The sequence below is a fragment of the Haemophilus influenzae genome (assembly GCF_019703545.1).
Classification (GTDB): Bacteria; Pseudomonadota; Gammaproteobacteria; order Enterobacterales; family Pasteurellaceae; genus Haemophilus; species Haemophilus influenzae_E.
Genome location: NZ_AP018771.1, coordinates 155,232 through 178,411, shown reverse-complemented (window position 1 = coordinate 178,411; position 23,180 = coordinate 155,232). Strand labels below are relative to the sequence as shown.

Below are 23,180 nucleotides of genomic sequence, written 5' to 3'. Positions count from 1 at the left end.
TTTAAATAACGTAATATGAAAAAAGTCGCCTTAATTTCTCTCTGTATTTTTACCGCACTTTCTGCTTTTGCCGATTCGCCTAATACGGCAACAGCATCAATCAATCTTGAGCAAGAGAAACAAAACTGGGAGCTGGCGCAGCATCAAGATTATTTAAAACGTCTAAAACAACGTGAAGTCTTTTTGCAAGTTGAAGGTTTGCTAAAAAGTGCGGTAAAAAAACAGCAATTTTCTGAAGCGACTCAAAATATCACAAAAACCTTAATAGACTCATTGCAAGGCTACCCTTTGCAATATGATCTGCTTGCTCGATTTTGGGAGACAAAAATCGCCTTTTTGCAGAATGATGATATTCAAGGAAAACAACAAGCAATAAATGAACTCAATGCGTTAGTGCAACAAAATTACCCTTTTGTGACGCTAGCATTTCAAGCCTTATTACAAAAACTATCCACGTTAAACGAACAACAAACATCAGCAACTTCAGATAATGCTAAAGAAAATAACAGGGTTCAAAAAGAGCAAAATCAAGTAGAAAATCCTAAACAACTTGCTGAAATTGTAAGAAAAAGTGATCCTAACACTTTAGATAAAACCGTATTAATTGATGCTTTCCCACGTTATCTTAAAACGCTACCTGAACAAATGAATAACCTAAGTTTTGAATCCTATCAAAAATGGGCAAATACTTGGCAACTCTCAGAAGATGAAATCAAACAGTGGAAGATAGCCTTTTTAAATCGTTTTTTTGATAATGAAAACGCTGATTTTCAAAAATGGCGTGATGAACAAATCCGACAATTACAGACTGATAATTTAACCGAACGCCGTTTACGAATGGCTATTTGGCAAAAAACTGAATTAACCTCTTGGCTAAATTTGCTTTCTGCCGAATCAAAAAGTAAGCAAGAATGGCGTTATTGGGAAGCTAAACAAGATATATCAAAAAATACCAAAAAACTGACCGCACTTTCAAAAGAGCGTGGCTTTTATCCAATGTTAGCGGCTACACAATTAAAACAAGCATATCAACTGAATGTCCCTATTGCACCAAGTTTTACTCAAGCTGAACAACTTCCTTTTAAGCAAGTTTTTGCAATGATTACAGAATTAAGAGAACTTGGACGAAATGGTTTAGCAAAACAACGCTGGCGAATTTTACTTGATAATGTTGATTTCACAACTCAGCTAAAACTTTCTGAATATGCCAAAAATCAGCAATGGTTTGAATTAGTTGTTGATGCTTCTATTGTGGCAAAAGCGTGGGATTACCTGTCTCTTCGTCTGCCAAATGCTTATTCTGAATACTTCAATGCTGCATTACAGAATTTGAATATCAGCAAAACTTTTGCTATGGCAATCGCTCGTCAAGAAAGTGCTTGGAATCCAATGGCACAATCTTCAGCAAATGCTCGAGGCTTAATGCAGCTTTTGCCAAGCACGGCAAAATTGACTGCAGAGAATAATCAACTACCTTATCAAGGCGAACAAGATTTATTCAAACCATTGAATAATATTTTGCTAGGTACCGCACATCTGAATGAACTCAGTGGAAAATATCCTAATAATCGAATATTGATTGCAGCCGCTTATAATGCAGGGGCAAATCGAGTAGAAAAATGGTTAAGCCGAGCTAATGGAAAATTAGCATTAGATGAATTTGTTGCATCTATTCCTTTTTATGAAACTCGTGGTTATGTGCAAAATGTAGTCGCTTATGATTTTTACTATCAAATTTTGCAAAATAAAGAAAACCCACAAATCTTTAGCCAAGAAGAATTGAATCGGCTATACTAAATGCACTAGTTTAATAGTGTGAAATGGGAGCATAATTATGTATATCAGCCGTAATTTAGAACAATGGAATGCATTTCTTCAAATGCTAAAAATCGCCTTTGAAGAAAACAAAGCACAGGAGTTTCTAACCTTATTATTAACAGCAGACGAACGAGATGCTGTAGGATTGCGCTTGCAGATTGTCTCTCAGCTGATTGATAAAAATATGCCTCAGCGTGAAATTCAACAAAATCTTAATACAAGTGCTGCAACAATCACTCGAGGTTCCAATATGATTAAAACGATGGATCCTGATTTTATGCAATGGATGAAACAACATCTTGATCTCATTGAAAAAAACTAAGCGAATTTTTACCGCACTTTCTCACTTATTTAGTCCTAAATGGTGGAAAAAAAACTGGCAGCGAGTTGTCTTTTGTTTTTTTTTCGCCGTTTTTGCTTTGTTGCTGATTTTTCGCTTTGTACCTATTCCATTTTCCGCTTATATGGTACAACAAAAAATCGCTAATCTTTTACAAGGCGATTTTCGATATCAAATTCAATATGACTGGGTTAGCCTAGAAAATATCTCTCCAAACATTCAATTAGCTGTGATTTCATCAGAAGATCAGCGTTTTCCTGAACATTTAGGCTTTGATTTTGAGGCTATCCAAGGAGCAATTCGGTATAACGAAAAATCTAAAAAAGGAATTAGAGGAGCATCAACCATTTCCCAGCAAACCGCTAAAAACTTAATGCTTTGGCATGGACAAAATTGGCTAAGAAAAGGTTTAGAAGTTCCAGCAACTATGTTGCTTGAGCTGACTTGGTCAAAAAAACGTATTTTAGAAGTGTATTTAAATATTGCAGAATTTGGGAACGGCATTTTTGGTGTGGAGGCGGCAAGTCGCTATTACTTTAGAAAATCAGCTAAAAATTTATCTCAAAATGAAGCCGCACTTTTAGCTGCTGTGTTGCCTAATCCAATCATTTATAAAGTAAATAAGCCAAGCTTATTAGTTCGTAAAAAACAAACTTGGATTTTGAGACAAATGGGAAATTTAGGTACTGAATACTTGAGCCATTTATAAAAAATTCAATCAAATTTATAAAGTAAAACAAACTAAAAAATATTTAACATAAAATAAAAAAACGAGTCTAAGACTCGTTTTTTTATTTATATCATTTTTATTACAGGTTTATTACCGCAAATAACACCCAAACAGTATAAATTGTGGCTAAACCATAAAAGATAAATCCACCTGCTGGCACATGCACTTTAAGATCGTGCATACCGTGATGAATACGGTGTAAACCACACCACATTGGAAAAATAGTAAGCACTAAAATAACTAATTTACCAATCCAAGAATAAGCAAAAGTAATTAAATTATGCGCATCGACTAAACCAAATGGTAATAACAAACCGATGATTAGAATAACGACAGGAAGGAAAATTGCACTCACTGTGCCGCCTGCACCGAACATTAACCATACTGGCGGTTCGCCGGAGCGTTTTGGATTTTGATCAACCATTTTTTCTCTCCCTTAGATATAAACTAAAACTAAAGCAATCACGCTAACTAATGCTGTTACCGCCCAAAGTGCATTTCTTACCACAGTATGTGGTAGGCGTTCATTTTTCACAATGATATTCATCACTTTTGGTGTCATTAAGAAATATGTCACCGTATGATAAAGCGTTGCGATAAGCGTAATAATATTTAAGAAAACCACAATTGGGTTTCTTAAAAACTCAATAAAGCTCAAAATGCCTAAGCCTGGTATTGGATTGCTTGCGAGGCAAAGAACACCATAAAGCAATACAATACAAAACCATACAGCAAAGATTGAAGTCGCTTCACGTAGCATATAAGCTTTATAGAAGTCTAATTTTTGCCACCAAGTCGCTGTCATTGGACGAACATATTTTTTACGTTTACTTACTGTTACTGACATATTCTTCCCCTTAGCCTTTTGGTTTTAGCATAGAGATAACATAATCTTTGGCACTTTCCACTTTTCCTTGGTTAATTGCAGAAGCAGGATCCACATGTTTTGGACAAACTTCTGAGCAATAACCAACGAAAGTACAACTCCAAACCCCATTTTTACCATTTAATAATGACATACGTTTTGCTTTACCATGGTCACGGTTATCAAGATTATAACGATGAGCCATAGTAATAGCTGCAGGGCCTAAGAATTCAGGATTTAAACCAAATTGAGGGCAAGCGGCATAGCATAAACCACAGTTGATACACATTGAGAATTGACGATATTTCTCAAGCTGTGCTGGCGTTTGTTTAGTACGGCTTACTTGCAATTCTTTCGATGGATGTGGTTTACCATCTAATGCTGGTGCTTCGTTACCAATAATATAAGGCTTAATTGCCTCTAAACTTTCGATAAAGTGGCTTAAATCAACCACTAAATCGCGTTCAATAGGGAAGTTTGCTAATGGCTCGATACGCATATGGCCGCTGTAATCACGTAAGAAAGTTTTACAAGCCAATTTTGGTTTGTTATTTACCATCATCCCGCAAGAACCGCAGATCGCCATACGGCAAGACCAACGATAAGAAAGAGAGGGTTCAAGTTTATCCTTAATATAGCCTAACGCATCAAGCAATGAAGTTTGATTATCATAAGGTACTTGATAGGTGCTTAAATGTGGCTCTTGATCGATTTCAGGATTGTAGCGTAATACTTCAACATTCATTACTGGTGAATTAGCCATTTGCTTGCTCCTTAGCTTTCGCAGCTGCTTCTTGAGCTTCTGCTTCCGCACCGTAAACACGTTTTGCAGGTTGAGATTTAGTAATTTTCACCGGACTGTATTCAATGCGCGGCGCACCATTCTCATTGTAGAAAGCAAGTGTGTGTTTTAAATAATTGACATCGTCACGTTCTGTGTAATCTAAGCGTTGGTGAGCACCACGAGATTCTTTACGTTCAATCGCTGAATTTGCAATAGATTGCGCAACATCTAGAATGTAACCCAACTCAACGGTGTAAAGTACATCTGTATTGAACACGCTTGAATTATCTGATACGCGAATACGTTTGTAACGTTCTTTTAACTCTGCAATTTTATCTACTGCTTTTTGCATACTTGCTTGGTCACGGTAAATACCACAACCTTCTTCCATCACGGTACCCATTTCATCACGGATTTCAGACCAAGATTCATTACCTTCTTGTTTGTGAAGAGCTTCTAGGCGAGCAACAACATCTTTTGCTTGAGCATCAACTGCACTTTGATTTACCGATTGAGCCTCAACTGCACGTTGTGCTGCGTATTCCCCAGCAACGCGACCTAACACAACAAGTTCAGCTAAAGAGTTAGATCCTAAACGGTTTGCGCCGTGTAAACCTGAAGATGCGCATTCTCCTACAGCAAATAAACCTTTGATACGTGTTTCGCTGTTAAAATCAACTTCAATGCCGCCCATTGTATAGTGAACAACTGGACGAACTGGAATTGGTTCATTTACTGGATTTACACCTTCATAAGCACTTGCTAATTCACAAATGAATGGTAGACGCTCATGTAAATATTTTTCACCAAGATGACGTAAATCTAAATGCACCACATCTACGCCTTTCGCGGTTTTTAAGGTATTACCTTTTTTCCATTCTTGCCAGAATGCTTGAGAAACTTTATCACGAGGGCCAAGTTCCATATATTTATTTTGCGGTTTGCCAATTGGTGTTTCAGGACCTAGACCGTAATCTTGAAGATAGCGATAGCCATCTTTATTCACTAAGATACCGCCTTCGCCACGACAACCTTCGGTCATTAAAATACCCGTATTAGGTAAGCCTGTTGGATGATATTGAACAAACTCCATATCACGAAGTGGTACACCGTGACGATATGCCATAGATAAGCCGTCACCTGTTACAATGCCGCCATTGGTATTAAATTTAAATGCACGACAACCACCACCAGTTGCAATAACAACCGCATTGGCATTAATTTGAACAAGTGATCCTTCCATCATATTCATTGCAACCATACCACGAGCATGGCCATCATCAACAAGAATATCTAATACGAAGTGTTCATCAAAACGTTGGATTTGTGGATATTGAATAGAAGTTTGGAAAAGCGTGTGTAATAAGTGGAAACCTGTTTTATCTGCAGCGAACCAAGTGCGCTCAATTTTCATTCCACCGAAACGACGTACGTTTACATCGCCATCAGCTTTACGGCTCCAAGGGCATCCCCAACGTTCTAACTGGGTCATTTCCACTGGTGAATGTTGCACGAAATATTCCACTACATCTTGCTCACAAAGCCAGTCCCCACCAGCAACGGTATCTTGGAAGTGTTTATCGTAAGAATCTTCTTCTTTGATAACTGCCGCTGCACCACCTTCTGCTGCTACAGTATGGCTACGCATCGGGTATACTTTAGAAACTAATGCAATTTTTAAGTTAGGATTTGCTTCTGCTGCGGCAATCGCTGCACGTAAACCACCGCCACCAGCACCAACAATCGCAATATCGACATTAACTGTTTGCACGATATCCTCCAATCAATAGAAAGTAAAAATAAATCCCCTAAAAGGGTAATATTGTGTGGGCATTGTGCCATTTTTTGTTACAAATTAATAACGTTTTTTATGTCTAAAGATGGAAAAGATCGTATTTTGTGATCTACCTCAAAAAAGCTAAGATTGAGTTGAGAGTAGCTCTCGTTTACAATGTGCAAAATTTTTAAAACAGGATTAAAAATGACCGCACTTAATCATTGGCAACCTTCTGCCGATATAAAAAATCTTCTTAAACGGGCAAAAATTATTGCTGAAATTCGTCAATTTTTTACAGAACGCGGTTTGCTTGAAGTAGAGACCCCTGTTCTAAGTGAATTTGGCGTCACTGATTTACATCTTTCCACCTTTAGCACGGAATTTCTTGCGCCTTTCGGTGAACAATCCAAAACACTTTGGCTTTCTACAAGCCCTGAATATCATATGAAACGCTTGCTTGCTGCAGGCAGTGGGCCGATATTCCAAATCAGTAAAGTGTTTCGCAATGAAGAAGCTGGAAATCGCCATAATCCAGAATTCACTATGTTGGAATGGTATCGACCGCACTTTCATATGCATCGTTTAATTAATGAAGTAGATGATTTGCTCCAACAAATTTTAGATTGTCCACCTGCAGAAAGTTTAAGTTACCAATTTGTTTTCCAAGAATATGTAGGCTTAGATCCCTTGTCAGCAGAACGTTCAGAATTAATTGAAGCAGCACGTAAACATAATTTTATGGCTGAAGATAATGAAGATCGCGATACGTTATTACAGTTTTTATTTAGTGAAGTCGTTGAGCCTCAAATTGGAAAAGAACGACCTATTGCCGTGTATCATTTCCCTTCAACACAAGCAGCTCTAGCACAAGTAAGCCCAGAAGATCAGCGGGTAGCAGAACGCTTTGAGTTCTATTATAAAGGTTTAGAATTAGCCAATGGTTTTCACGAACTTGCCGATGCGCAAGAACAACGTCATCGCTTTGAATTAGATAATCAACAAAGACAAAAATGTGAATTGCCTACTCGAGAAATTGATGAACGCTTTCTTGCTGCCTTAGAAGCGGGTATGCCAGATGCTTCAGGTGTCGCATTAGGAATAGATCGTTTAATGATGATCGCTTTAGATTGTGAAAAAATTAATGACGTTATTTCTTTTGCTGTGGACAATGCTTAAAGGTAAAAGTGCGGTAAAAATTGTCATCATTTTTATTTAATGGGTGATCCATAATGGCAATTTTATATTCATTGATAGCCCGCCTAATATTTCTTTTTGATAATTAACAATATTCGCTTCTTTTAATGGGGGAATAAATTCTGAGATCGAAATTAGGTACAGTGATCACAAGGCTCATCATTATGAAAAAAAGAAAACCAAAACATAAGAAATGTTTGGATAGTGAGTTGATTTAAATTGAAAAAATAACCTAATTTCATAAAAATTAGGTAACTAAAGTGTATCCTTTTCCGCGTAAAGTTTTAAACCAAGAGGGCTTGTTTTTTCGTTCTGGTAATTTGCGTCTTAAATTAGAGATGTGCATATCAAGAGCACGGTCAAATGGAGTGAGTGGTTTTTCCATTACTTCTAAACTTAATTCTTCTCGACTTACCACATTTCCCTTAGATTTAAGCAATAAACAAAGAATCTTAAATTCATAATCCGTTAAATTTAGATTTTCTTCATTATAGGTTGCAATTCCGTGAGAAAAGTGGAGAGTAATTCCGTCAAAAGAAAGGATTTCTACATTTGATATATTATTTGAAGGAGATGCACTACGACGCAAAATCGCCTTAATTCTTGCAATAAGCTCACGATCGTTAAAAGGCTTGGGTAAACAATCATCCGCTCCCAATTCTAAGCCTAATACGCGATCAATGTCTTCGCCTCTTGCTGTTAGCATCATCACTGGCACGTTAGAGACTTTACGAATTTCTTTTAATGTTTCGATACCATTTAACTTTGGCATCATTACATCAAGTAAAACCAGCTTATAGCTTTCATTGAGTTTTTGTAATGCTTCTAATCCATTATTTGCAGTTTCAACGTCAAAACCCTCAAGTTCTAAAAGTGTAGAAAGTAGTTCAGTTAATTCAATATCATCATCAACGAGTAAGAGTTTTGACATTGGAGATTCCTTTTACCAATTATTCTTATTGTAGTGCGGTGAAAATAAAAAGATTATTTCCAGAATTTCCACCAGCTTGATTTTGGTTTCTCACCTGTTTCAATAATGGTGTTATTTTCGCCTTGTTGTGAAACCTGTGGTAAAGGTTTATCAAGATGGGTTTCTGTCACAATCCCACGTTGATCAAATTTTACTGTGAAAGTATGCTGAACTGGCGTTTCATAGGCACGTTGTTGTAAGAATACGTAGTACCAAGTGTAGTTATTATAAGGGTCGATTAATATTGGCGTTCCCAACAAATATTGTACTTGTTGGGCGGTCATTCCTTCTTTAACTTGCGCAACGGTAGTCGCCTCTAAATAGTTGCCTTGCGGTACATCAATTCGATATACAACTTTTTCAACGGTGGAACAAGAAGCGAGGCTTAATGCTAAAAAGGTTGCGCCTAAAAGTGTTTTAACTTGCATTTTCTTTACCTTAATTTGTGCAAAAGTTCTGTCAGATAATATCCAAAATTGGGTGTATTTCCAAATTAATTCTCTGATTTTAAAGCCTTTTGTAATTGATCTTTTAAATTTGGCGGTAAACCTTTGATGGTTAGGGTATCTGTCATAGGATCCCATTGAATACGTGTATTCAATAATTCCGCATCAAAACTTAGGGTAACGCCCTTTCCTGACCCAGAGAATTTTGTTAGCGATTTCAATGTTGAACGTATTGGTGGAATACTCTCTTCCAAACCATAATTCTGTTCTTCCGTAAAGACGACAAAAGGCTGTTCGTTTAGAGTGGGTAATGAATCAGAAAGTTCCCTTAATTCAATATTGTTACCATTTGAAAGCTGACCTTTACAATATTCAAACACTTGTTTTTTTACCGCTTGAGTTTGCTCTTTGTTGAGTTCGCCTTGATCGCAGTAATCACTCACAGCTTGCAATAAACATTGATTTTGAACTTGTGGATTTAATCCTTCTTCGGCACCTAAAAAATCCATAAAAAAATCACTAATTTTGCGACCAACACGGCCTTTTATAAAGGTTAAATAACGATTAGAGTTCGCGTTTACTTGCAAATCCGTCAAATTTATCCGTGCCGCAATATCAAACTGAGTAATATCCAAATATTCTGTACGGCGAATATCTAAATGCTCATCGACTAACATACTATGACGGCTATCAAGCAATGCAATAAACAAGTAATCTGTCGCTAAGAAATTATATTGACATAAAATCAAGGTGCCACTTTCCGCAAAGTTATATTTACCTAGCTCATCTGCAAGCAATTTTGTTGAATATTGACTAAAACCCAAAAACTCAATTTCTTGCTCTAATAAACGATTTAAATGTTGTGCAAATATAGACTTTTCCTGAAACACGCCAAAAGCCTTAGCTTTATTTTGATAGCCTTGATGCAATTGCAACATCATTTGTTCTATTTCTGGTGTAATGGACAGCAACTCGTCGCGTAATACGCTTTCTATTTTTATACTGTCGCCATCCACATTTTTGACTAACTGATGCAAAACAATTTGATTAACGGTAATACTCATTTTTGTCACCTTTGAAAAATTTGCCGCAAATTATAACCGCACTTTTTCAGCAAGAAAAAAGAAATTATTTAGGTTCTACCAAATAATCGGGTATCATAAGCCAAATTTTTTTTATTTTTAACATTATGGCTCAACATTCTAAATATTCTGATGCTCAATTAAGTGCGATTGTAAACGATATGATCGCAGTATTAGAAAAACATAAAGCCCCTGTAGATCTCTCCTTAATCGCACTGGGTAACATGGCGAGTAATTTATTAACCACCAGCGTGCCACAAACTCAACGTGAGGCATTAGCTCAAGCATTTTCGAATTCCTTAATTAATGCGGTAAAAACACGTTAATATGAAATGGATTAAAAAAGGCACCTTCAGCGGCAAACAATACCGCGATGACGTTTCACGAAAAATTTCGTGGGGCCATTGGTTTGCCTTTTTTAATATTATTGTTGCTATTCTTATTGGCGCACGTTATGCCTTTATCATTGACTGGCCAGATACTCTCGCAGGAAAACTTTATTTCTTTGTGAGTTTGCTCGGGCATTTCAGTTTCAACGTTTTTGCGTTGTACTTACTCGTTGTCTTTCCACTGAGTTTCATTGTTAAAAATCACCGCACTTTTCGCGGATTAACGGTGATTTTTTCCACGATCTGTACAACCTTATTATTATTTGATACCGCTGTTTTCAATCGTTTTAATCTGCATTTATCCTCTGTTGTATGGAATTTGCTGGTCAATCCAGAAAATGGTGAAATGTCGCGCGATTGGCAAATTTTCTTTGCACCAATGCCAATAATTTTACTGGCACAAATGTTATTTTCTCGCTGGAGTTGGGAAAAATTACGTAGTCTTGAACGCCAAAAATGGCTAAAAGGCACTGGTATATTCTTAACCACAACGTTCATTGCGACACATTTAATTTATGCTTGGGCAGATGCTTATTTGTATCGTCCGATCACTATGCAACGCTCTAATTTCCCTTTATCTTATCCAATGACAGCTCGTTCTTTTTTAGAAAAACACGGTTTCTTGGATGGGGAAGAATATACGCAAAAATTGGCACAAGAAGGTCGTTTAGATGCCTTAAAAATTGATTATCCGAAAAAAGAACTCACTTACGCACCAATTACGCACAAACCTAATATTCTGCTCGTAACGGTTTCGGGTTTACGCCATGATGCGATTTCTAATGAAAAGATGCCAAAACTTGCTAAATTTGCAACAAGCTCAACGGAATTCACTAATCATTACAGCACAGGCAATAGTAATAACGCAGGCTTGATTGGGTTATTTTACGGGCTAAATGCAAATTACACCGATAGCATTTTAAGCAATCATACCCAATCTGTTTTAATCGAAAAATTACGTGCTGAAAATTATCAATTGGGTTTATTTTCTGCTACGAATTTCAAAGATAGCATCTTCCGCCAAGCATTATTTCGTGAAATAAAACTTTCATCGAATAAAACCAACAAACCAAATAATGAAAGTGCGGTAAAAAATCTCAATGATTTTATTAAAGCACAAAAAACTGACTCACCTTGGTTTGCTTATTTGGATTTAGCCTTGGATGCTAAAAATCCATCAGATTATGACCGCACTTTGCAAGACATTGATTCTCTTTTAGCAAAAGCGTTAGAAAGTACACCGCTTGAAAATACATTAGTCATCATCACGTCAGAGTATGGTTTAACCTTTAATGAAATGAATCAAAAAGAGCGAGAAAACTACTTTGGGCGTGATGAAATTCAAGTGCCATTGCTTGTATATTGGAAAGATTTACCAGTAGGTAAACAAAATGGATTAAGTAATCATGCGGATATTTTCTCTGCATTAATGCAGACAGTATTCCGTGTAGAAAACCCGTTGATGGATTATAGTCAGGGACGCAATCTCTTTGATCTTAAAGGAGATGACTGGGTACTTGCCTCGAATTTCCGCTGGAATGTGGTGATTCAACCTGATGGAACACAATATCACATTGATCGCAAAGGGAATTACAAAAAATTCGATAAAGATTATATTGAGCAATCTTCAGACAGACCGCCACTTGGAATCTTCTTAGAAGCCTTCCAATTACAAAATTTCTTCTTTGAAAAATAATCTATAAGTGCACAAAAGAATGGATTTTTTGTCCTTAAGTCTTTATACTCATGCCTCAGTTTAAGACTGAAAAATGTTATTAATGAAAATCCGTGAGTTTTTCATAACATTATCATAATGCTTCTCGCCGTACTTACAGTACCTTTCAATTAATATACATTCTCGTCTTTTTATCCTTTCTTTTTTACGGAGTTTGTATGAAAAGCCATGTTCGTAGTTTTAAAACCTATATTCGCGATGAAATTATCAAAAAAGGCGGGTGGGTAAATGCCCATGCTCATGCTGACCGCGCTTTTACGATGACGCCAGAGAAAATTGGGATTTATCATAGTAGTAATTTGCAACAAAAATGGGATTTAGTGGATGAAGTAAAACGCACTTCCAGTGTTGATGATTATTACGCACGTTTTTGCCAATCTATTGAATTAATGATATCCCAAGGTGTAACCGCATTTGGTACTTTTGTCGATATAGACCCAATTTGTGAAGATCGTGCAATTATTGCCGCACACAAAGCCCGCGAAGTGTATAAACATGACATTATTTTGAAATTTGCCAATCAAACTTTAAAAGGGGTAATCGAACCCACTGCGCGTAAATGGTTTGATATTGGTGCAGAAATGGTAGATATGATTGGCGGCTTACCATATCGTGATGAATTGGATTATGGACGTGGCCTAGAAGCGATGGATATCTTGTTAGATAAGGCTAAATCTCTTGGAATTATGTGTCATGTACATGTAGACCAATTCAACAATCCAAGTGAAAAAGAAACCGAGCAACTTTGCGACAAAACCATTGAACACGGAATGGAGGGGCGAGTTGTAGGTATCCATGGTATTTCCATTGGCTCACATTCAAAAGAATATCGTTACAAACTTTACGAAAAAATGCGTAAAGCCAAAATGATGATGATAGCCTGTCCGATGGCATGGATTGACAGTAATCGCAAAGAAGATCTTATGCCATTCCACAATGCGCTCACGCCAGCAGATGAAATGATCCCCGAAGGTATCACTGTTGCCCTAGGCACAGATAATATTTGTGATTACATGGTTCCTCTATGTGAAGGCGATTTATGGCAAGAATTAAGCCTATTAGCTGCGGGTTGCCGTTTCCCTCACTTAGATGAAATGGTCAATATCGCAAGTATTAACGGTCGTAAAGTGTTAGGACTAGAGCCAATTTAGTTGCGTATGGTGGGTTTAAGCCAGCTAGTTACCATAACTATTTTAAAACCCAGAAAAACGCGTAAAAGTGAAAGAATTGATTGCGATATTTGGTGCTCGTAAATAATAAAAATAAACCGCACTTTTGTTAGTGTTCGGTTAGATGACTGTTTTCTTTAAATCATCCAGCGTATTAAAATTCTCGAAGTTGCCTTCTTCTTGCGTGAATTTTACTGAAATCCCGCCATTTTCTTTCATAAATTGTAAAAGGCGTCGTTCACCCGATGCTAAATAGTGTCGCAATTTTTCCTTTAGCTGAACGGACATTAAACAAAAAACGGGATGTTCACGTTCTTCATCGCAAGCATACGCAATTAAAGTGCGGTCATTTTTAACCGCACTTTTGAGTTTATCTAAAAGATTCATAGGAAAAAAAGGCGTATCACAAGGTGTAAAAAGGATAAAGTCACTTTTTGTCTTTTCTAGAGCTGTTAGCATGCCACTTAATGGTCCTTGAAAATCGGGCAGTTCATCGGAGAAAACAGGAAAGCCAAATTTTGCATATTCTGTTTGATTTCGGTTAGCGTTAATTGAAATCTGATGAATTTGTGGTTGTAAGCGATTAATAACATGTTCAATTAAAGATTGTTTACCTAAAATCTGTAATCCTTTATCTTGCCCACCCATTCTACGAGCCTTGCCACCTGCCAAAATTACCGCGCTTATTGTAATTGTCATATTTTAATCTATCATTATTTCAAGTATCATTTGCTTTGCCTATTTTTTACGATTAAAAAGGAAATAGCAATGAAATGTAAGCGTTTAAATGAAGTTTTGGAACTTTTACAGTTTTATTGGTCTAAAGACTCGGATTTGAGTTTAATGGAAATTTTGCAAAAAATTGCCAATGAATCAGGTTTCCAAAAACCATTAAATGAATTAACTGATGAAGTGATTATTTATCAGTTAAAAATGGATGGTACAGATAAATATGAGCCAATTCCGGGTCTCAAAAAAGATTACGAAGAAGATTTTAAAACCGCATTGCTCCGTGCTCGCGGTATCATTAAATAAGAGGAAAGAAATGAAAAAAGTATTACTTGCGTTAGGTTTAGGTGTCAGCACGCTTATGTCTGTAAATAGTTTTGCCGCAGATTTACAAGAAGGCAAACAATATGTTCAAGTGAGTCAACAGGCTTCACAGCAAAAAGAAGTGATTGAGTTTTTCTCATTCTATTGCCCGCATTGTTACGCCTTTGAAATGGAATACAAAATTCCACAACAAGTCGTAGATGCTTTACCAAAAGATGTGAAATTTAAACAATATCATGTGAATTTCTTAGGTCATCAATCTGAAAACTTAACACGTGCTTGGGCGTTAGCAATGGCATTAGGTGCAGAAAGTAAAGTAAAATCACCATTATTTGAAGCGGCTCAAAAGGATGCCTTGAAATCAATGGATGATATTCGAGCTATCTTCTTATCGAATGGCGTAACCGCGGAGCAATTTGATGGTGGCATTAATAGTTTTGCAGTAAATGGTTTAGTCAATAAACAAGTAAATGCCGCAGAACAATTTAAAGTGCGTGGCGTACCTGATTTTTATGTAAATGGAAAATTCCGTGTAAACCCTGAAGGGTTAAATTACGATGATTTCGTGAAAGATTATGTGCAAACCGTAAAAGGTTTATTGCAAAAATAACGAAAAATTGGTTTAATGCCTGCCCTATTTTGTAAATATTAATGAAAGAAGAGAGAATATTATGGCTGCAAGTTTTAGCGTAATGCGTCGTTTCTTTGACGATAAAAACTACCCACGTGGTTTTTCCCGTCACGGTGATTACACAATCAAAGAATCACAGGTGCTTGAGCAATATGGTCAAGCGTTCAAAGCATTAGACTTAGGGGAACGTGAGCCAGCGACTAAAGAAGAAAAAGATTTTGTCGCTTTTTGCCGTGGTGAGCGCGCAGCAGAGACTTTCTTTGAAAAAACTTGGAATAAATATCGTACTCGTATTAACACTAAAAAACGTGTTTACACCTTATCTGGTGATGTGAGTGAAGCAGCCTCTGGCGGTGAAGATTATTCCGGCGAATAAGATACGTTAAATAAGGCAGGCGGAAGTCTGCCTTTTGTTTTTGAATAGCTTGTGAAATCACGCGTAATTCACGGCTGATAACTTTATTCTCCTATCTTTGTATGAACGATTCGTCTTCATACGCCCTACGAATACTAATTTCTATGCAATTACCGATTTCTCAATACAACGAACTGCTACAAAAAAAACTTGAAAAATTAACCGCACTTTTGCGCCCTTTCAATGCACCCGATATTCAAGTTTTTGACTCTCCAACAAGTCATTATCGCATGCGTGCGGAGTTTCGTATTTGGCACGAGCAAGATGATTTTTACCATATTATGTTTGATCAAGCGACGTTGCAGCGTTATCGCGTGGATGAATTTCCAATCGCCAGCATGCTAATTAATCGTATGATGCAAACCTTATTACCTTTGTTAAAACAACAAGAAGTGCTACACAAAAAATTATTCCAAATTGATTACCTTAGCACCTTGAGTAATAAGATTATTGTGAGCTTGCTTTATCATAAAACACTCACTGAAGAATGGGAAAGTGCGGCTAAAAATCTAAAAGATTTACTCGAAAAGCAAGGTTTTAATGTTCAAATAATCGGGCGTGCAAGTAAACAAAAAATCTGTGTTGAGCAAGATTATGTGGATGAAGTTTTACCTGTGAATGGCAGAAATTATGTTTATCGCCAAGTCGAGAATAGTTTTACCCAGCCAAACGCAACGGTAAACTGCAAAATGCTTGAATGGGCAATTGATTGTACCCAAAATAGCGAAGGCGATTTATTAGAACTTTACTGCGGAAACGGTAATTTTTCTATCGCACTTGCACAAAATTTCCGTAAGGTATTGGCAACCGAAATCGCCAAACCTTCCGTAGCCGCCGCGCAATTTAATATTGCTGAAAATAAAGTGGATAATTTACAAATTATCCGTATGTCGGCAGAGGAATTTACGCAGGCAATGAATGGGGTTAGAGCCTTTAATCGTTTGAAAGGGATTGATTTAAAATCTTACGAATGTAATACCATTTTTGTCGATCCACCTCGCGCAGGGCTTGATCCTGATACAGTGAAACTTGTACAAAATTACGATTGCATTTTGTATATTTCCTGTAATCCACATACGCTGTGTGATAATCTTGTTGAACTTTCAAAAACTCACCGCATTGAAAAAGCGGCGTTATTTGATCAATTCCCTTACACTGACCACATGGAAAGCGGCGTATGGCTCATTCGCAAGTAGGAATTCAGCTGATTTCTGAATCGACAGAAAAAACATTAGCAGAATTGACCGCACTTTGTGCTGAACACAAGATTATTCATAATGAAAAGAGCCCACTTGCGCTTGTTCAAACCGATGAACGTTTAGAACTTCGTAAACTAGACGAACCTAAACTCGGAGCGGTTTATGTTGATTTTGTTGGTGGTACAATGGCTCATCGTCGTAAATTTGGTGGTGGTCGTGGTGAAGCCATAGCGAAAGCGGTAGGAATTAAAGGTTCGGCATTGCCAACGGTTATTGATGCCACAGCTGGTCTAGGGCGTGATGCCTTTGTGTTAGCCACGATTGGCTGCCAAGTTCGTTTAGTTGAACGTCATCCTGTTGTTTTTTTACTTCTGAAAGATGGTTTAAATCGTGCTTATCAAGATGAGGAAATCGGCGAGATGTTGCAACAAAATTTGTGCTTGCTGAATGTTCAGCATATTAATGAACTTGATCCTAATAGCGATTATGCCGATGTGGTTTATCTCGATCCAATGTATCCGCATAAACAAAAATCTGCACTAGTAAAAAAGGAAATGCACGTATTCCAGCATTTAGTCGGGGCTGATTTAGATGCTGATGAATTGCTTTTACCTGCACTACAATTAGCTAAAAAACGTGTGGTCGTGAAGCGTCCTGACTATGCGGAATTTCTTGGTGAAAAACAACCGCACTTTAGCCGTGAAACGAAAAATCATCGCTTTGATATTTATATGGGAGCATCCCAATGCTAAGAGAAAGTGCCGTTGTTATTAGCTATGAAAATGGCATTGCCAAAGTGAAATGCCAATCCCAAAGTGCCTGTGGCCAATGCGCAGCTAAAAACAGTTGTGGAACATCAAGCCTTTCCGAATTAAACGGTAAACGTGGCGAGCATATTTTTAATGTGGAAGCATTAATGCCATTATGCGAAGGTCAAATTGTTGAAATTGGATTAGAAGAAAAGTCGATGTTGTTGTCGGCATTATTGATGTATGTTGTACCGCTTTTGACCTTATTGATTGTGACTATGTTGTCCGATTACATAAGCGATAATGAAATCCTGCGTGCAATTTTAATCTTCGGATTAACCGCACTTTCTTTCATTTTTGTCAAATCTTATAGCAGAAAATTAGGGCAGCAAACAGAGTTTCAGCCTGTTTTATTGCGCATATTATCTTAAGTTTTTTATTCGCTTTTTATTATTTCTGCGATTTAGATCGCAAACTATAAAGCTAGTTATTTAAATTACCCATTGAAAAAAAGCTCTTTAGAGGCTTGGTCAAAACTTAGTGATGATGTGGCAAAAGTTGCTATTCTAGCAATGCCTGTTATACTTTATGGCGAGCAACCGCTTTTCCTAAAAGGATGAAATATTAGTTTTTTTGCTCATTATTGCTTATGTTTGCCTTGTGATGGGGCGTAAATTTCGTCAATTAGTGGAAGGAAAATAATATGTGGCTTACTATAGGGCTTGGCATTGTTGCTCTTCTTGCTATCGGTGGACTTATTTTTGCCAATTATGCAGCAAAACATTCTTAATTTATTAACCCCGATCTTTCGGGGTTTTCCGTATCTAAAGTGCGGTGATTTTTAAGGTTATTTTTATGAACAATCAGATTCCTTTACTTGGAATTACCGGTTATAGCGGTAGTGGTAAAACAACATTATTAGAAAAACTTCTCCCAGAACTGATCGCTCGTCACATTCGCGTTTCAGTGATTAAACATAGCCATCACAATATGCAAGTTGATAAAGAAGGAAAAGATAGCTGGCGTATGAAAGAGGCGGGTTCTTCTCAAGTCATTTTAGCGAATGATGAACGCTGGGCGATTATGACGGAAACGTCAAAGCCTGTTTCATTGGATTATTTAGCGCAACAATTTGACCGCACTTTAACAGATTTAGTGTTGGTGGAAGGCTTTAAACAAGAGCCAATTCCAAAGATTTTGCTCCATCGTCAAGAAATGACAAAACCTTTACCCGAAATTGACGAATATGTAGTGGCGGTTGCGACAAATTATCCCCTTGAAATTGATCGCACTTTGTTGGATATTAACCGCATTCCGCAAATTGCCGATTTTATTGAAAATTGGTTGCACCATTTTCACGGAGCACGATGACTGAATCCAATGCCTATCGCGGTTTAGCTTGGGTAGCAGCAATGGCACTTTTTATGCAAAGCCTCGATGCGACCATTCTAAATACAGCTTTACCCGCGATATCTTCCGATTTACATAAACCCGCCTTTGAAATGCAAATGGCGATTATTGCTTATTCTTTAGCCGTTGCATTATTTATTCCTCTTACCGCTTGGGCGGCTGCAAAATTTGGGACATTAACCGTTTTTCGCGCTGCAGTTTTCACGTTTATTTTAGGATCTATCGCTTGTGCTGCTGCGCCTAATTTAGAAAGTTTAATTTTAGCCAGAGTAATTCAGGGAATGGGTGGTGCCTTTATGATGCCTGTTGCGCGTTTAGCTATTATTCAAGCTGTCCCCAAACAACAATTAGTGAATGCTTGGAATTTAATGGCAACTGCAGGTTTGATTGGGCCAATTCTAGGGCCTATTTTAGGTGGATGGTTAGTCGTTCACGCCAGTTGGCACTGGATTTTTTTAATTAATATTCCAATTGGTGTGCTAGGAATTTTGGCATCGGGCAGCGTGATGAACAATATCAAGGGCAAGGCAGAAAAATTAGATTGGACAGGTTTTTTACTTTTTGCATTGGGGTTAGTTGGTATTACGCTTGGTTTGGATTTACTCGGAGAAAGTCAGCATAATTCAAGTGTAACTTATAGCATATTAGTTGTTGGTATTCTGTTACTCGTAACTTATTGTGGCTATGCTAAAAACAATGAAAATGCCATTTTACCTTTATCCCTTTTCCGAACTCGTACATTCAGATTAGGTATTATTGCCAATATTTTTATCCGATTATCTGCATCTGGCGTTCCCTTTTTATTACCTTTGATGTTTCAATTATCTTTCGGTTACAGTGCCGAAATGTCTGGCTGGCTATTAGCACCGATTGCGTTAATTTCTGTGATGTTGAAAATATTAATTGGACGAATTTTAAATCGTTGGGGCTATAAAACAACGCTAATTTCATCCGCACTTTTGATGGCAGGTTCTGTGATTTCAATGGCTTGGTTAGATAAACAAAGTTCTCTAACTTGGATTATTTGTAATCTTATGTGGTATGGGGCTTGTATGTCGATCATTTTTACTTCAATTAATACGCTGGCTGTAGGCGATCTTTCAAAACAACAGTCTGGCACAGGCTCTACCGTATTAAGTATTGTACAGCAAGTTGGGATTGGATTTGGTATTGCTATTTCATCGATAATTCTAAATCTCTATAGACATTTTTTTAGCGCAAGTGATGGTTTACAACAGGCTTTTAGCTATACTTTTTTAACCTCATCACTTTTTGCAATCGCCTTAGTTTGGTCGCTTATGAAATTACACAAAAATGATGGCGATCATTTACGAAAAATGCCTTAGATTAATTTGTTATAATCCATAGAATTTTTTTATTTAAAAAAAGGGAAATTTGCTTATATCTTATTGATATTTCTTGTTGGTGGAGATAGCTCCATCGTTTAACCATAAATGGTGGGGCATTCCCTGCCTAACATTGAGGTATGCTTATGAAACTAAAAGCAACATTAACTCTCGCCGCTGCAACTCTTGTTTTGGCAGCTTGTGATCAATCTAGCTCGGCAAATAAATCTACCGCTCAAACTGAAGCAAAATCCTCGTCAAATAATACTTTCGTTTATTGCACAGCGAAAGCTCCATTGGGATTTAGCCCTGCGTTAATAATTGAAGGTACTTCTTATAATGCAAGCTCACAACAAGTGTATAACCGCTTAGTTGAATTTAAAAAAGGCTCAACGGATATTGAACCAGCTTTAGCTGAAAGCTGGGAAATTAGCGATGATGGCTTAAGTTATACTTTTCATTTGAGAAAAGGGGTTAAATTCCACACAACAAAAGAATTTACCCCGACACGTGATTTTAATGCAGATGATGTTGTATTTTCATTCCAACGTCAGTTAGATCCAAATCATCCATATCACAATGTATCTAAGGGGACTTATCCATATTTTAAAGCAATGAAATTCCCTGAATTGTTGAAATCAGTGGAGAAAGTAGACGATAACACAATTCGTATTACCTTAAACAAGACAGATGCGACTTTCTTGGCTAGTCTTGGTATGGATTTTATTTCTATTTATTCTGCAGAATATGCTGATTCAATGCTGAAAGCGGGTAAACCAGAAACGCTTGATAGTCGCCCAGTGGGGACAGGCCCTTTTGTTTTTGTGGATTATAAAACAGATCAAGCCATACAATATGTTGCGCATGAAAATTATTGGAAAGGTAGAACACCTTTAGATCGTTTAGTCATTAGCATTGTGCCTGATGCAACAACACGTTATGCAAAATTACAGGCGGGTACTTGCGATTTAATTTTATTCCCAAATGTAGCGGATTTAGCCAAAATGAAAACCGATCCAAAAGTACAACTTTTGGAACAAAAAGGTTTGAACGTAGCGTATATCGCATTCAATACCGAAAAAGCACCGTTTGATAATGTCAAAGTGCGCCAAGCGTTGAATTACGCAGTGGATAAAAAAGCGATTATTGAAGCGGTTTATCAAGGCGCAGGAACATCAGCTAAAAACCCACTTCCTCCAACAATTTGGAGTTATAATGATGAAATTCAAGATTATCCGTACGATCCAGAAAAAGCAAAACAACTTTTAGCAGAAGCGGGTTATCCAAATGGTTTTGAAACTGATTTCTGGATTCAACCTATTATTCGTGCTTCTAATCCAAATCCAAAACGTATGGCTGAATTAATTATGGCGGATTGGGCGAAAATTGGTGTAAAAACTAACCCAGTGACTTATGAATGGGCTGATTATAGAAAACGAGCAAAAGAGGGAGAATTAACTGCGGGTATCTTTGGTTGGTCTGGCGACAATGGCGATCCTGATAATTTCTTATCCCCATTATTAGGTAGCTCAAATATAGGTAATTCTAATATGGCACGTTTCAATAATTCAGAATTTGATGCTTTACTCAATGAGGCTATTGGATTAACCAATAAGGAAGAACGTGCGAAACTTTATAAACAAGCTCAAGTTATTGTCCATAATCAAGCACCTTGGATTCCAGTTGCCCACTCTGTTGGTTTTGCGCCACTTAGTCCTCGTGTAAAAGGTTATGTACAAAGCCCATTTGGCTATGACGCTTTTTATGGTGTGAGTGTTGATGGTAAATAATTCATATTGATTTACTTATTTTAAGCCCTTATTTATAAGGGCTTTTTATTTATCAAGGATTATTCTGTAAAAAATATGTTAAATAACTTTAACTTGAGTATAATGCTCAGCATTATTTCTATCGGATATGATTCCGTAGAATAATAAAAATTAATTGTTAATATAAGGAACAAAAATGGATTTCAATCGAATTATTACTCATATGAATGATCATCATCAAGATGATATGGCTGCCCTTTGTAAAAAATTTGGTGGCGAAAAGGAAATTACAGATGTGACGTTAGTTAATGTAGATTTTGCTGGTTTAGATTTTAAATATAATGGTGGCAAAACATTACGTGTGGAATTTCCACAACAAGCTGACGCAGGTTCAATTAAACAAGTAATCATCAATCTTTGTGTAGAAAATAAACCAGTTGCAAATTACGATCGTATCAAGGCTAAAATTGATGAATTTCGTCAAGAGTTTAAAAGCTGTGTGCTTTCTACTTTAGATAAAGATGGCTTACCGATGGCGTCTTATGCACCAATTATTTTCTTTGATGGAAAATATTATATTTATATCAGTGCCATTGCAGAGCATTATGAGAATTTAAAACGCAATCCAAATCAAGTAGAAGTGATGTTTTTAGAAGATGAAAACAAAGCGAAGTCAATTATTGTGCGTACTCGCTTACGTTATAAAGCAAGTGCACGTTTTATTCCTCGTGAAGATCCAATTGTTGAAAAAGTCTTAGATAAATTAGCCGAAACTATGAATGATGTAGGCGGAATTAAAACAATTCGTGAATTTACTGATTTTGATTTAGTTGAACTTACATTTGGAACAGGCCGTTTTGTAAGAGGTTTTGGCCAAGCTTATTTGATTGATGCTAATGGGGAAATTTCTCATATTGGTGTCAAAGGCAATCCACATGAAAAAGAAAGTGATAAATAATATTGTCTCTTAATGAAGATAAAGGGTTGAGTGTAAATTTATACTCACCCTTTTGTTTACGATAAATTCCAATGAAATTGAAATTTCTTTATTTTTTACCGCACTTTATTTTCATTAAGGACAAGGTTTACTCACCATAATTTCGATAACCTGTCTTTCATCAGATTAGGAGATACTTTGGCTTCAATACGTTCAGGTGTTTTGCCTAAATATTTCGCAGCTGTAGCAGATGCGAGCGCAAGAGAAATGGGTTCGGTACAGCCTAGGGCTGGCACAACATCATGCTTAACAATGTGGAGTAATGGTTTTTCAATTTCGTTAAGTCTTTCTAAATTCATTATTACCTATCCA

25 protein-coding genes and 1 pseudogene are annotated in these 23,180 nt (G+C 37.0%); 17 read left to right on the top strand and 9 right to left on the bottom strand.

All coding sequences use genetic code 11. From position 1 onward, the window contains the following. Positions 1-15: 15 nt before the first annotated feature. From K6J66_RS00855 to mtgA, 3 genes are read left to right on the top strand one after another with little or no spacing between them, the layout of a single operon-like run. Positions 16-1,797, top strand: coding sequence for a transglycosylase SLT domain-containing protein (locus K6J66_RS00855; RefSeq protein WP_038440176.1), 1,782 nt, complete (start codon positions 16-18; stop codon positions 1,795-1,797). A 37-nt stretch (positions 1,798-1,834) separates the two neighbouring features. Next, a complete protein-coding gene (gene trpR, locus K6J66_RS00850) occupies positions 1,835-2,140 on the top strand; it encodes a trp operon repressor (protein WP_005629736.1) in 306 nt (101 codons plus the stop codon). Then, the gene (gene mtgA, locus K6J66_RS00845) at positions 2,127-2,867 is read left to right on the top strand and encodes a monofunctional biosynthetic peptidoglycan transglycosylase (RefSeq protein ID WP_038440175.1); all 741 of its coding nucleotides are present in this window, start codon (positions 2,127-2,129) and stop codon (positions 2,865-2,867) included. Before trpR ends, mtgA begins: the two co-directional genes overlap by 14 nt. 100 nt (positions 2,868-2,967) lie before the next feature. On the opposite strand, the gene frdD is transcribed toward mtgA, so the two are convergent. From frdD to frdA, 4 genes are read right to left on the bottom strand one after another with little or no spacing between them, the layout of a single operon-like run. Beyond that, positions 2,968-3,312, bottom strand: a complete 345-nt coding sequence (gene frdD, locus K6J66_RS00840; protein ID WP_005690445.1) for a fumarate reductase subunit FrdD — start codon at positions 3,310-3,312, stop codon at positions 2,968-2,970. 12 nt (positions 3,313-3,324) lie between these two features. Continuing rightward, entirely contained in the window at positions 3,325-3,735 is a 411-nt protein-coding gene (gene frdC / locus K6J66_RS00835) for a fumarate reductase subunit FrdC (protein ID WP_021034726.1), read from the bottom strand. Positions 3,736-3,745: 10 nt separating this feature from the next. Next, a complete protein-coding gene (locus K6J66_RS00830; protein ID WP_005639269.1) occupies positions 3,746-4,516 on the bottom strand; it encodes a succinate dehydrogenase/fumarate reductase iron-sulfur subunit in 771 nt (256 codons plus the stop codon). After that, complete coding sequence (gene frdA / locus K6J66_RS00825) at positions 4,509-6,308, bottom strand: fumarate reductase (quinol) flavoprotein subunit (RefSeq protein WP_005663061.1); 1,800 nt, start codon at positions 6,306-6,308, stop codon at positions 4,509-4,511. The genes K6J66_RS00830 and frdA overlap by 8 nt, the downstream gene beginning before the upstream one ends. A 210-nt stretch (positions 6,309-6,518) precedes the next feature. Here frdA and epmA point away from each other — a divergent pair, with 210 nt between their 5' ends. Beyond that, positions 6,519-7,490 carry an elongation factor P--(R)-beta-lysine ligase gene (gene epmA, locus K6J66_RS00820; RefSeq protein WP_005648321.1) on the top strand — a complete coding sequence of 324 codons (972 nt, stop codon included), beginning with the start codon at positions 6,519-6,521 and terminating at the stop codon, positions 7,488-7,490. A 265-nt stretch (positions 7,491-7,755) separates the two neighbouring features. Here epmA and K6J66_RS00815 read toward each other — a convergent pair whose 3' ends face one another. The 3 genes from K6J66_RS00815 to yejK all read right to left on the bottom strand — a co-directional run bounded on the left by K6J66_RS00815 (position 7,756) and on the right by yejK (position 9,988). Beyond that, positions 7,756-8,439, bottom strand: coding sequence for a response regulator (locus tag K6J66_RS00815; protein ID WP_048954683.1), 684 nt, complete (start codon positions 8,437-8,439; stop codon positions 7,756-7,758). A gap of 53 nt (positions 8,440-8,492) precedes the next feature. Then, a complete protein-coding gene (bamE, locus tag K6J66_RS00810; RefSeq protein WP_048954684.1) occupies positions 8,493-8,906 on the bottom strand; it encodes an outer membrane protein assembly factor BamE in 414 nt (137 codons plus the stop codon). Between the two features lie 65 nt (positions 8,907-8,971). Continuing rightward, on the bottom strand, positions 8,972-9,988 hold the full coding sequence (yejK, locus tag K6J66_RS00805; RefSeq protein WP_103746013.1) for a nucleoid-associated protein YejK: 1,017 nt from the start codon (positions 9,986-9,988) through the stop codon (positions 8,972-8,974). 125 nt (positions 9,989-10,113) lie between these two features. Between yejK and K6J66_RS00800 the strand changes: the two genes are divergently transcribed. The 3 genes from K6J66_RS00800 (at position 10,114) to K6J66_RS00790 (ending at position 13,281) form a co-directional block, all read left to right on the top strand. Further along, complete coding sequence (locus K6J66_RS00800) at positions 10,114-10,332, top strand: YejL family protein (RefSeq protein ID WP_005625990.1); 219 nt, start codon at positions 10,114-10,116, stop codon at positions 10,330-10,332. 1 nt (position 10,333) lies between these two features. Continuing rightward, positions 10,334-12,091: a DUF3413 domain-containing protein gene (locus K6J66_RS00795; protein ID WP_038440169.1), complete on the top strand. Its 1,758-nt coding sequence runs from the start codon at positions 10,334-10,336 to the stop codon at positions 12,089-12,091. A gap of 197 nt (positions 12,092-12,288) precedes the next feature. After that, complete coding sequence (locus tag K6J66_RS00790) at positions 12,289-13,281, top strand: amidohydrolase family protein (protein WP_005631292.1); 993 nt, start codon at positions 12,289-12,291, stop codon at positions 13,279-13,281. Between the two features lie 138 nt (positions 13,282-13,419). On the opposite strand, the gene mobA is transcribed toward K6J66_RS00790, so the two are convergent. Further along, positions 13,420-13,998, bottom strand: coding sequence for a molybdenum cofactor guanylyltransferase MobA (mobA, locus tag K6J66_RS00785; protein WP_014551048.1), 579 nt, complete (start codon positions 13,996-13,998; stop codon positions 13,420-13,422). 69 nt (positions 13,999-14,067) lie between these two features. Here mobA and K6J66_RS00780 point away from each other — a divergent pair, with 69 nt between their 5' ends. From K6J66_RS00780 to K6J66_RS00730, 10 genes are all read left to right on the top strand, one after another. Next, positions 14,068-14,334 carry a YihD family protein gene (locus tag K6J66_RS00780; RefSeq protein ID WP_005648308.1) on the top strand — a complete coding sequence of 89 codons (267 nt, stop codon included), beginning with the start codon at positions 14,068-14,070 and terminating at the stop codon, positions 14,332-14,334. A gap of 10 nt (positions 14,335-14,344) precedes the next feature. After that, positions 14,345-14,962 (top strand): thiol:disulfide interchange protein DsbA, encoded by a 618-nt coding sequence (gene dsbA, locus K6J66_RS00775; protein WP_005655678.1) that lies wholly within the window; start codon positions 14,345-14,347, stop codon positions 14,960-14,962. A 61-nt stretch (positions 14,963-15,023) separates the two neighbouring features. Continuing rightward, positions 15,024-15,359: a MaoP family protein gene (locus K6J66_RS00770; protein ID WP_005655680.1), complete on the top strand. Its 336-nt coding sequence runs from the start codon at positions 15,024-15,026 to the stop codon at positions 15,357-15,359. A gap of 143 nt (positions 15,360-15,502) precedes the next feature. Then, positions 15,503-16,594, top strand: coding sequence for a tRNA (uridine(54)-C5)-methyltransferase TrmA (gene trmA / locus K6J66_RS00765; RefSeq protein ID WP_038440168.1), 1,092 nt, complete (start codon positions 15,503-15,505; stop codon positions 16,592-16,594). Beyond that, positions 16,576-17,349 (top strand): class I SAM-dependent methyltransferase, encoded by a 774-nt coding sequence (locus K6J66_RS00760; RefSeq protein ID WP_038440167.1) that lies wholly within the window; start codon positions 16,576-16,578, stop codon positions 17,347-17,349. Before trmA ends, K6J66_RS00760 begins: the two co-directional genes overlap by 19 nt. Then, positions 17,343-17,777, top strand: a complete 435-nt coding sequence (locus K6J66_RS00755) for a SoxR reducing system RseC family protein (protein WP_038440166.1) — start codon at positions 17,343-17,345, stop codon at positions 17,775-17,777. The genes K6J66_RS00760 and K6J66_RS00755 overlap by 7 nt, the downstream gene beginning before the upstream one ends. 424 nt (positions 17,778-18,201) lie before the next feature. After that, a complete protein-coding gene (mobB, locus tag K6J66_RS00745; protein WP_005655689.1) occupies positions 18,202-18,717 on the top strand; it encodes a molybdopterin-guanine dinucleotide biosynthesis protein MobB in 516 nt (171 codons plus the stop codon). Next, positions 18,714-20,102 (top strand): MDR family MFS transporter, encoded by a 1,389-nt coding sequence (locus K6J66_RS00740; RefSeq protein ID WP_005655691.1) that lies wholly within the window; start codon positions 18,714-18,716, stop codon positions 20,100-20,102. The genes mobB and K6J66_RS00740 overlap by 4 nt, the downstream gene beginning before the upstream one ends. A 146-nt stretch (positions 20,103-20,248) precedes the next feature. Continuing rightward, positions 20,249-21,892: an ABC transporter substrate-binding protein gene (locus tag K6J66_RS00735; protein WP_005655693.1), complete on the top strand. Its 1,644-nt coding sequence runs from the start codon at positions 20,249-20,251 to the stop codon at positions 21,890-21,892. 175 nt (positions 21,893-22,067) lie between these two features. After that, entirely contained in the window at positions 22,068-22,829 is a 762-nt protein-coding gene (locus K6J66_RS00730) for a HugZ family heme oxygenase (protein ID WP_005648282.1), read from the top strand. A 146-nt stretch (positions 22,830-22,975) separates the two neighbouring features. On the opposite strand, the pseudogene K6J66_RS00725 reads toward K6J66_RS00730, so the two are convergent. Next, positions 22,976-23,167, bottom strand: a pseudogene (locus K6J66_RS00725) (tRNA (uracil-5-)-methyltransferase); the annotation flags it as partial. Positions 23,168-23,180 lie beyond the last annotated feature (13 nt).

Bases quoted from the DNA above. Each gene is read 5' to 3' on its own strand.
- K6J66_RS00800 (WP_005625990.1), top strand. From the start codon at position 10,114: ATGGCTCAACATTCTAAATATTCTGATGCTCAATTAAGTGCGATTGTA.
- yejK (WP_103746013.1), bottom strand. From the start codon at position 9,988: ATGAGTATTACCGTTAATCAAATTGTTTTGCATCAGTTAGTCAAAAAT.
- K6J66_RS00780 (WP_005648308.1), top strand. From the start codon at position 14,068: ATGAAATGTAAGCGTTTAAATGAAGTTTTGGAACTTTTACAGTTTTAT.
- trmA (WP_038440168.1), top strand. From the start codon at position 15,503: ATGCAATTACCGATTTCTCAATACAACGAACTGCTACAAAAAAAACTT.
- dsbA (WP_005655678.1), top strand. From the start codon at position 14,345: ATGAAAAAAGTATTACTTGCGTTAGGTTTAGGTGTCAGCACGCTTATG.
- K6J66_RS00815 (WP_048954683.1), bottom strand. From the start codon at position 8,439: ATGTCAAAACTCTTACTCGTTGATGATGATATTGAATTAACTGAACTA.
- mobA (WP_014551048.1), bottom strand. From the start codon at position 13,998: ATGACAATTACAATAAGCGCGGTAATTTTGGCAGGTGGCAAGGCTCGT.
- K6J66_RS00795 (WP_038440169.1), top strand. From the start codon at position 10,334: ATGAAATGGATTAAAAAAGGCACCTTCAGCGGCAAACAATACCGCGAT.
- K6J66_RS00735 (WP_005655693.1), top strand. From the start codon at position 20,249: ATGAAACTAAAAGCAACATTAACTCTCGCCGCTGCAACTCTTGTTTTG.
- K6J66_RS00740 (WP_005655691.1), top strand. From the start codon at position 18,714: ATGACTGAATCCAATGCCTATCGCGGTTTAGCTTGGGTAGCAGCAATG.
- K6J66_RS00830 (WP_005639269.1), bottom strand. From the start codon at position 4,516: ATGGCTAATTCACCAGTAATGAATGTTGAAGTATTACGCTACAATCCT.
- K6J66_RS00755 (WP_038440166.1), top strand. From the start codon at position 17,343: ATGCTAAGAGAAAGTGCCGTTGTTATTAGCTATGAAAATGGCATTGCC.
- K6J66_RS00730 (WP_005648282.1), top strand. From the start codon at position 22,068: ATGGATTTCAATCGAATTATTACTCATATGAATGATCATCATCAAGAT.
- K6J66_RS00855 (WP_038440176.1), top strand. From the start codon at position 16: ATGAAAAAAGTCGCCTTAATTTCTCTCTGTATTTTTACCGCACTTTCT.
- K6J66_RS00760 (WP_038440167.1), top strand. From the start codon at position 16,576: ATGGCTCATTCGCAAGTAGGAATTCAGCTGATTTCTGAATCGACAGAA.
- frdD (WP_005690445.1), bottom strand. From the start codon at position 3,312: ATGGTTGATCAAAATCCAAAACGCTCCGGCGAACCGCCAGTATGGTTA.
- epmA (WP_005648321.1), top strand. From the start codon at position 6,519: ATGACCGCACTTAATCATTGGCAACCTTCTGCCGATATAAAAAATCTT.
- bamE (WP_048954684.1), bottom strand. From the start codon at position 8,906: ATGCAAGTTAAAACACTTTTAGGCGCAACCTTTTTAGCATTAAGCCTC.
- K6J66_RS00770 (WP_005655680.1), top strand. From the start codon at position 15,024: ATGGCTGCAAGTTTTAGCGTAATGCGTCGTTTCTTTGACGATAAAAAC.
- trpR (WP_005629736.1), top strand. From the start codon at position 1,835: ATGTATATCAGCCGTAATTTAGAACAATGGAATGCATTTCTTCAAATG.
- mobB (WP_005655689.1), top strand. From the start codon at position 18,202: ATGAACAATCAGATTCCTTTACTTGGAATTACCGGTTATAGCGGTAGT.
- K6J66_RS00790 (WP_005631292.1), top strand. From the start codon at position 12,289: ATGAAAAGCCATGTTCGTAGTTTTAAAACCTATATTCGCGATGAAATT.
- frdC (WP_021034726.1), bottom strand. From the start codon at position 3,735: ATGTCAGTAACAGTAAGTAAACGTAAAAAATATGTTCGTCCAATGACA.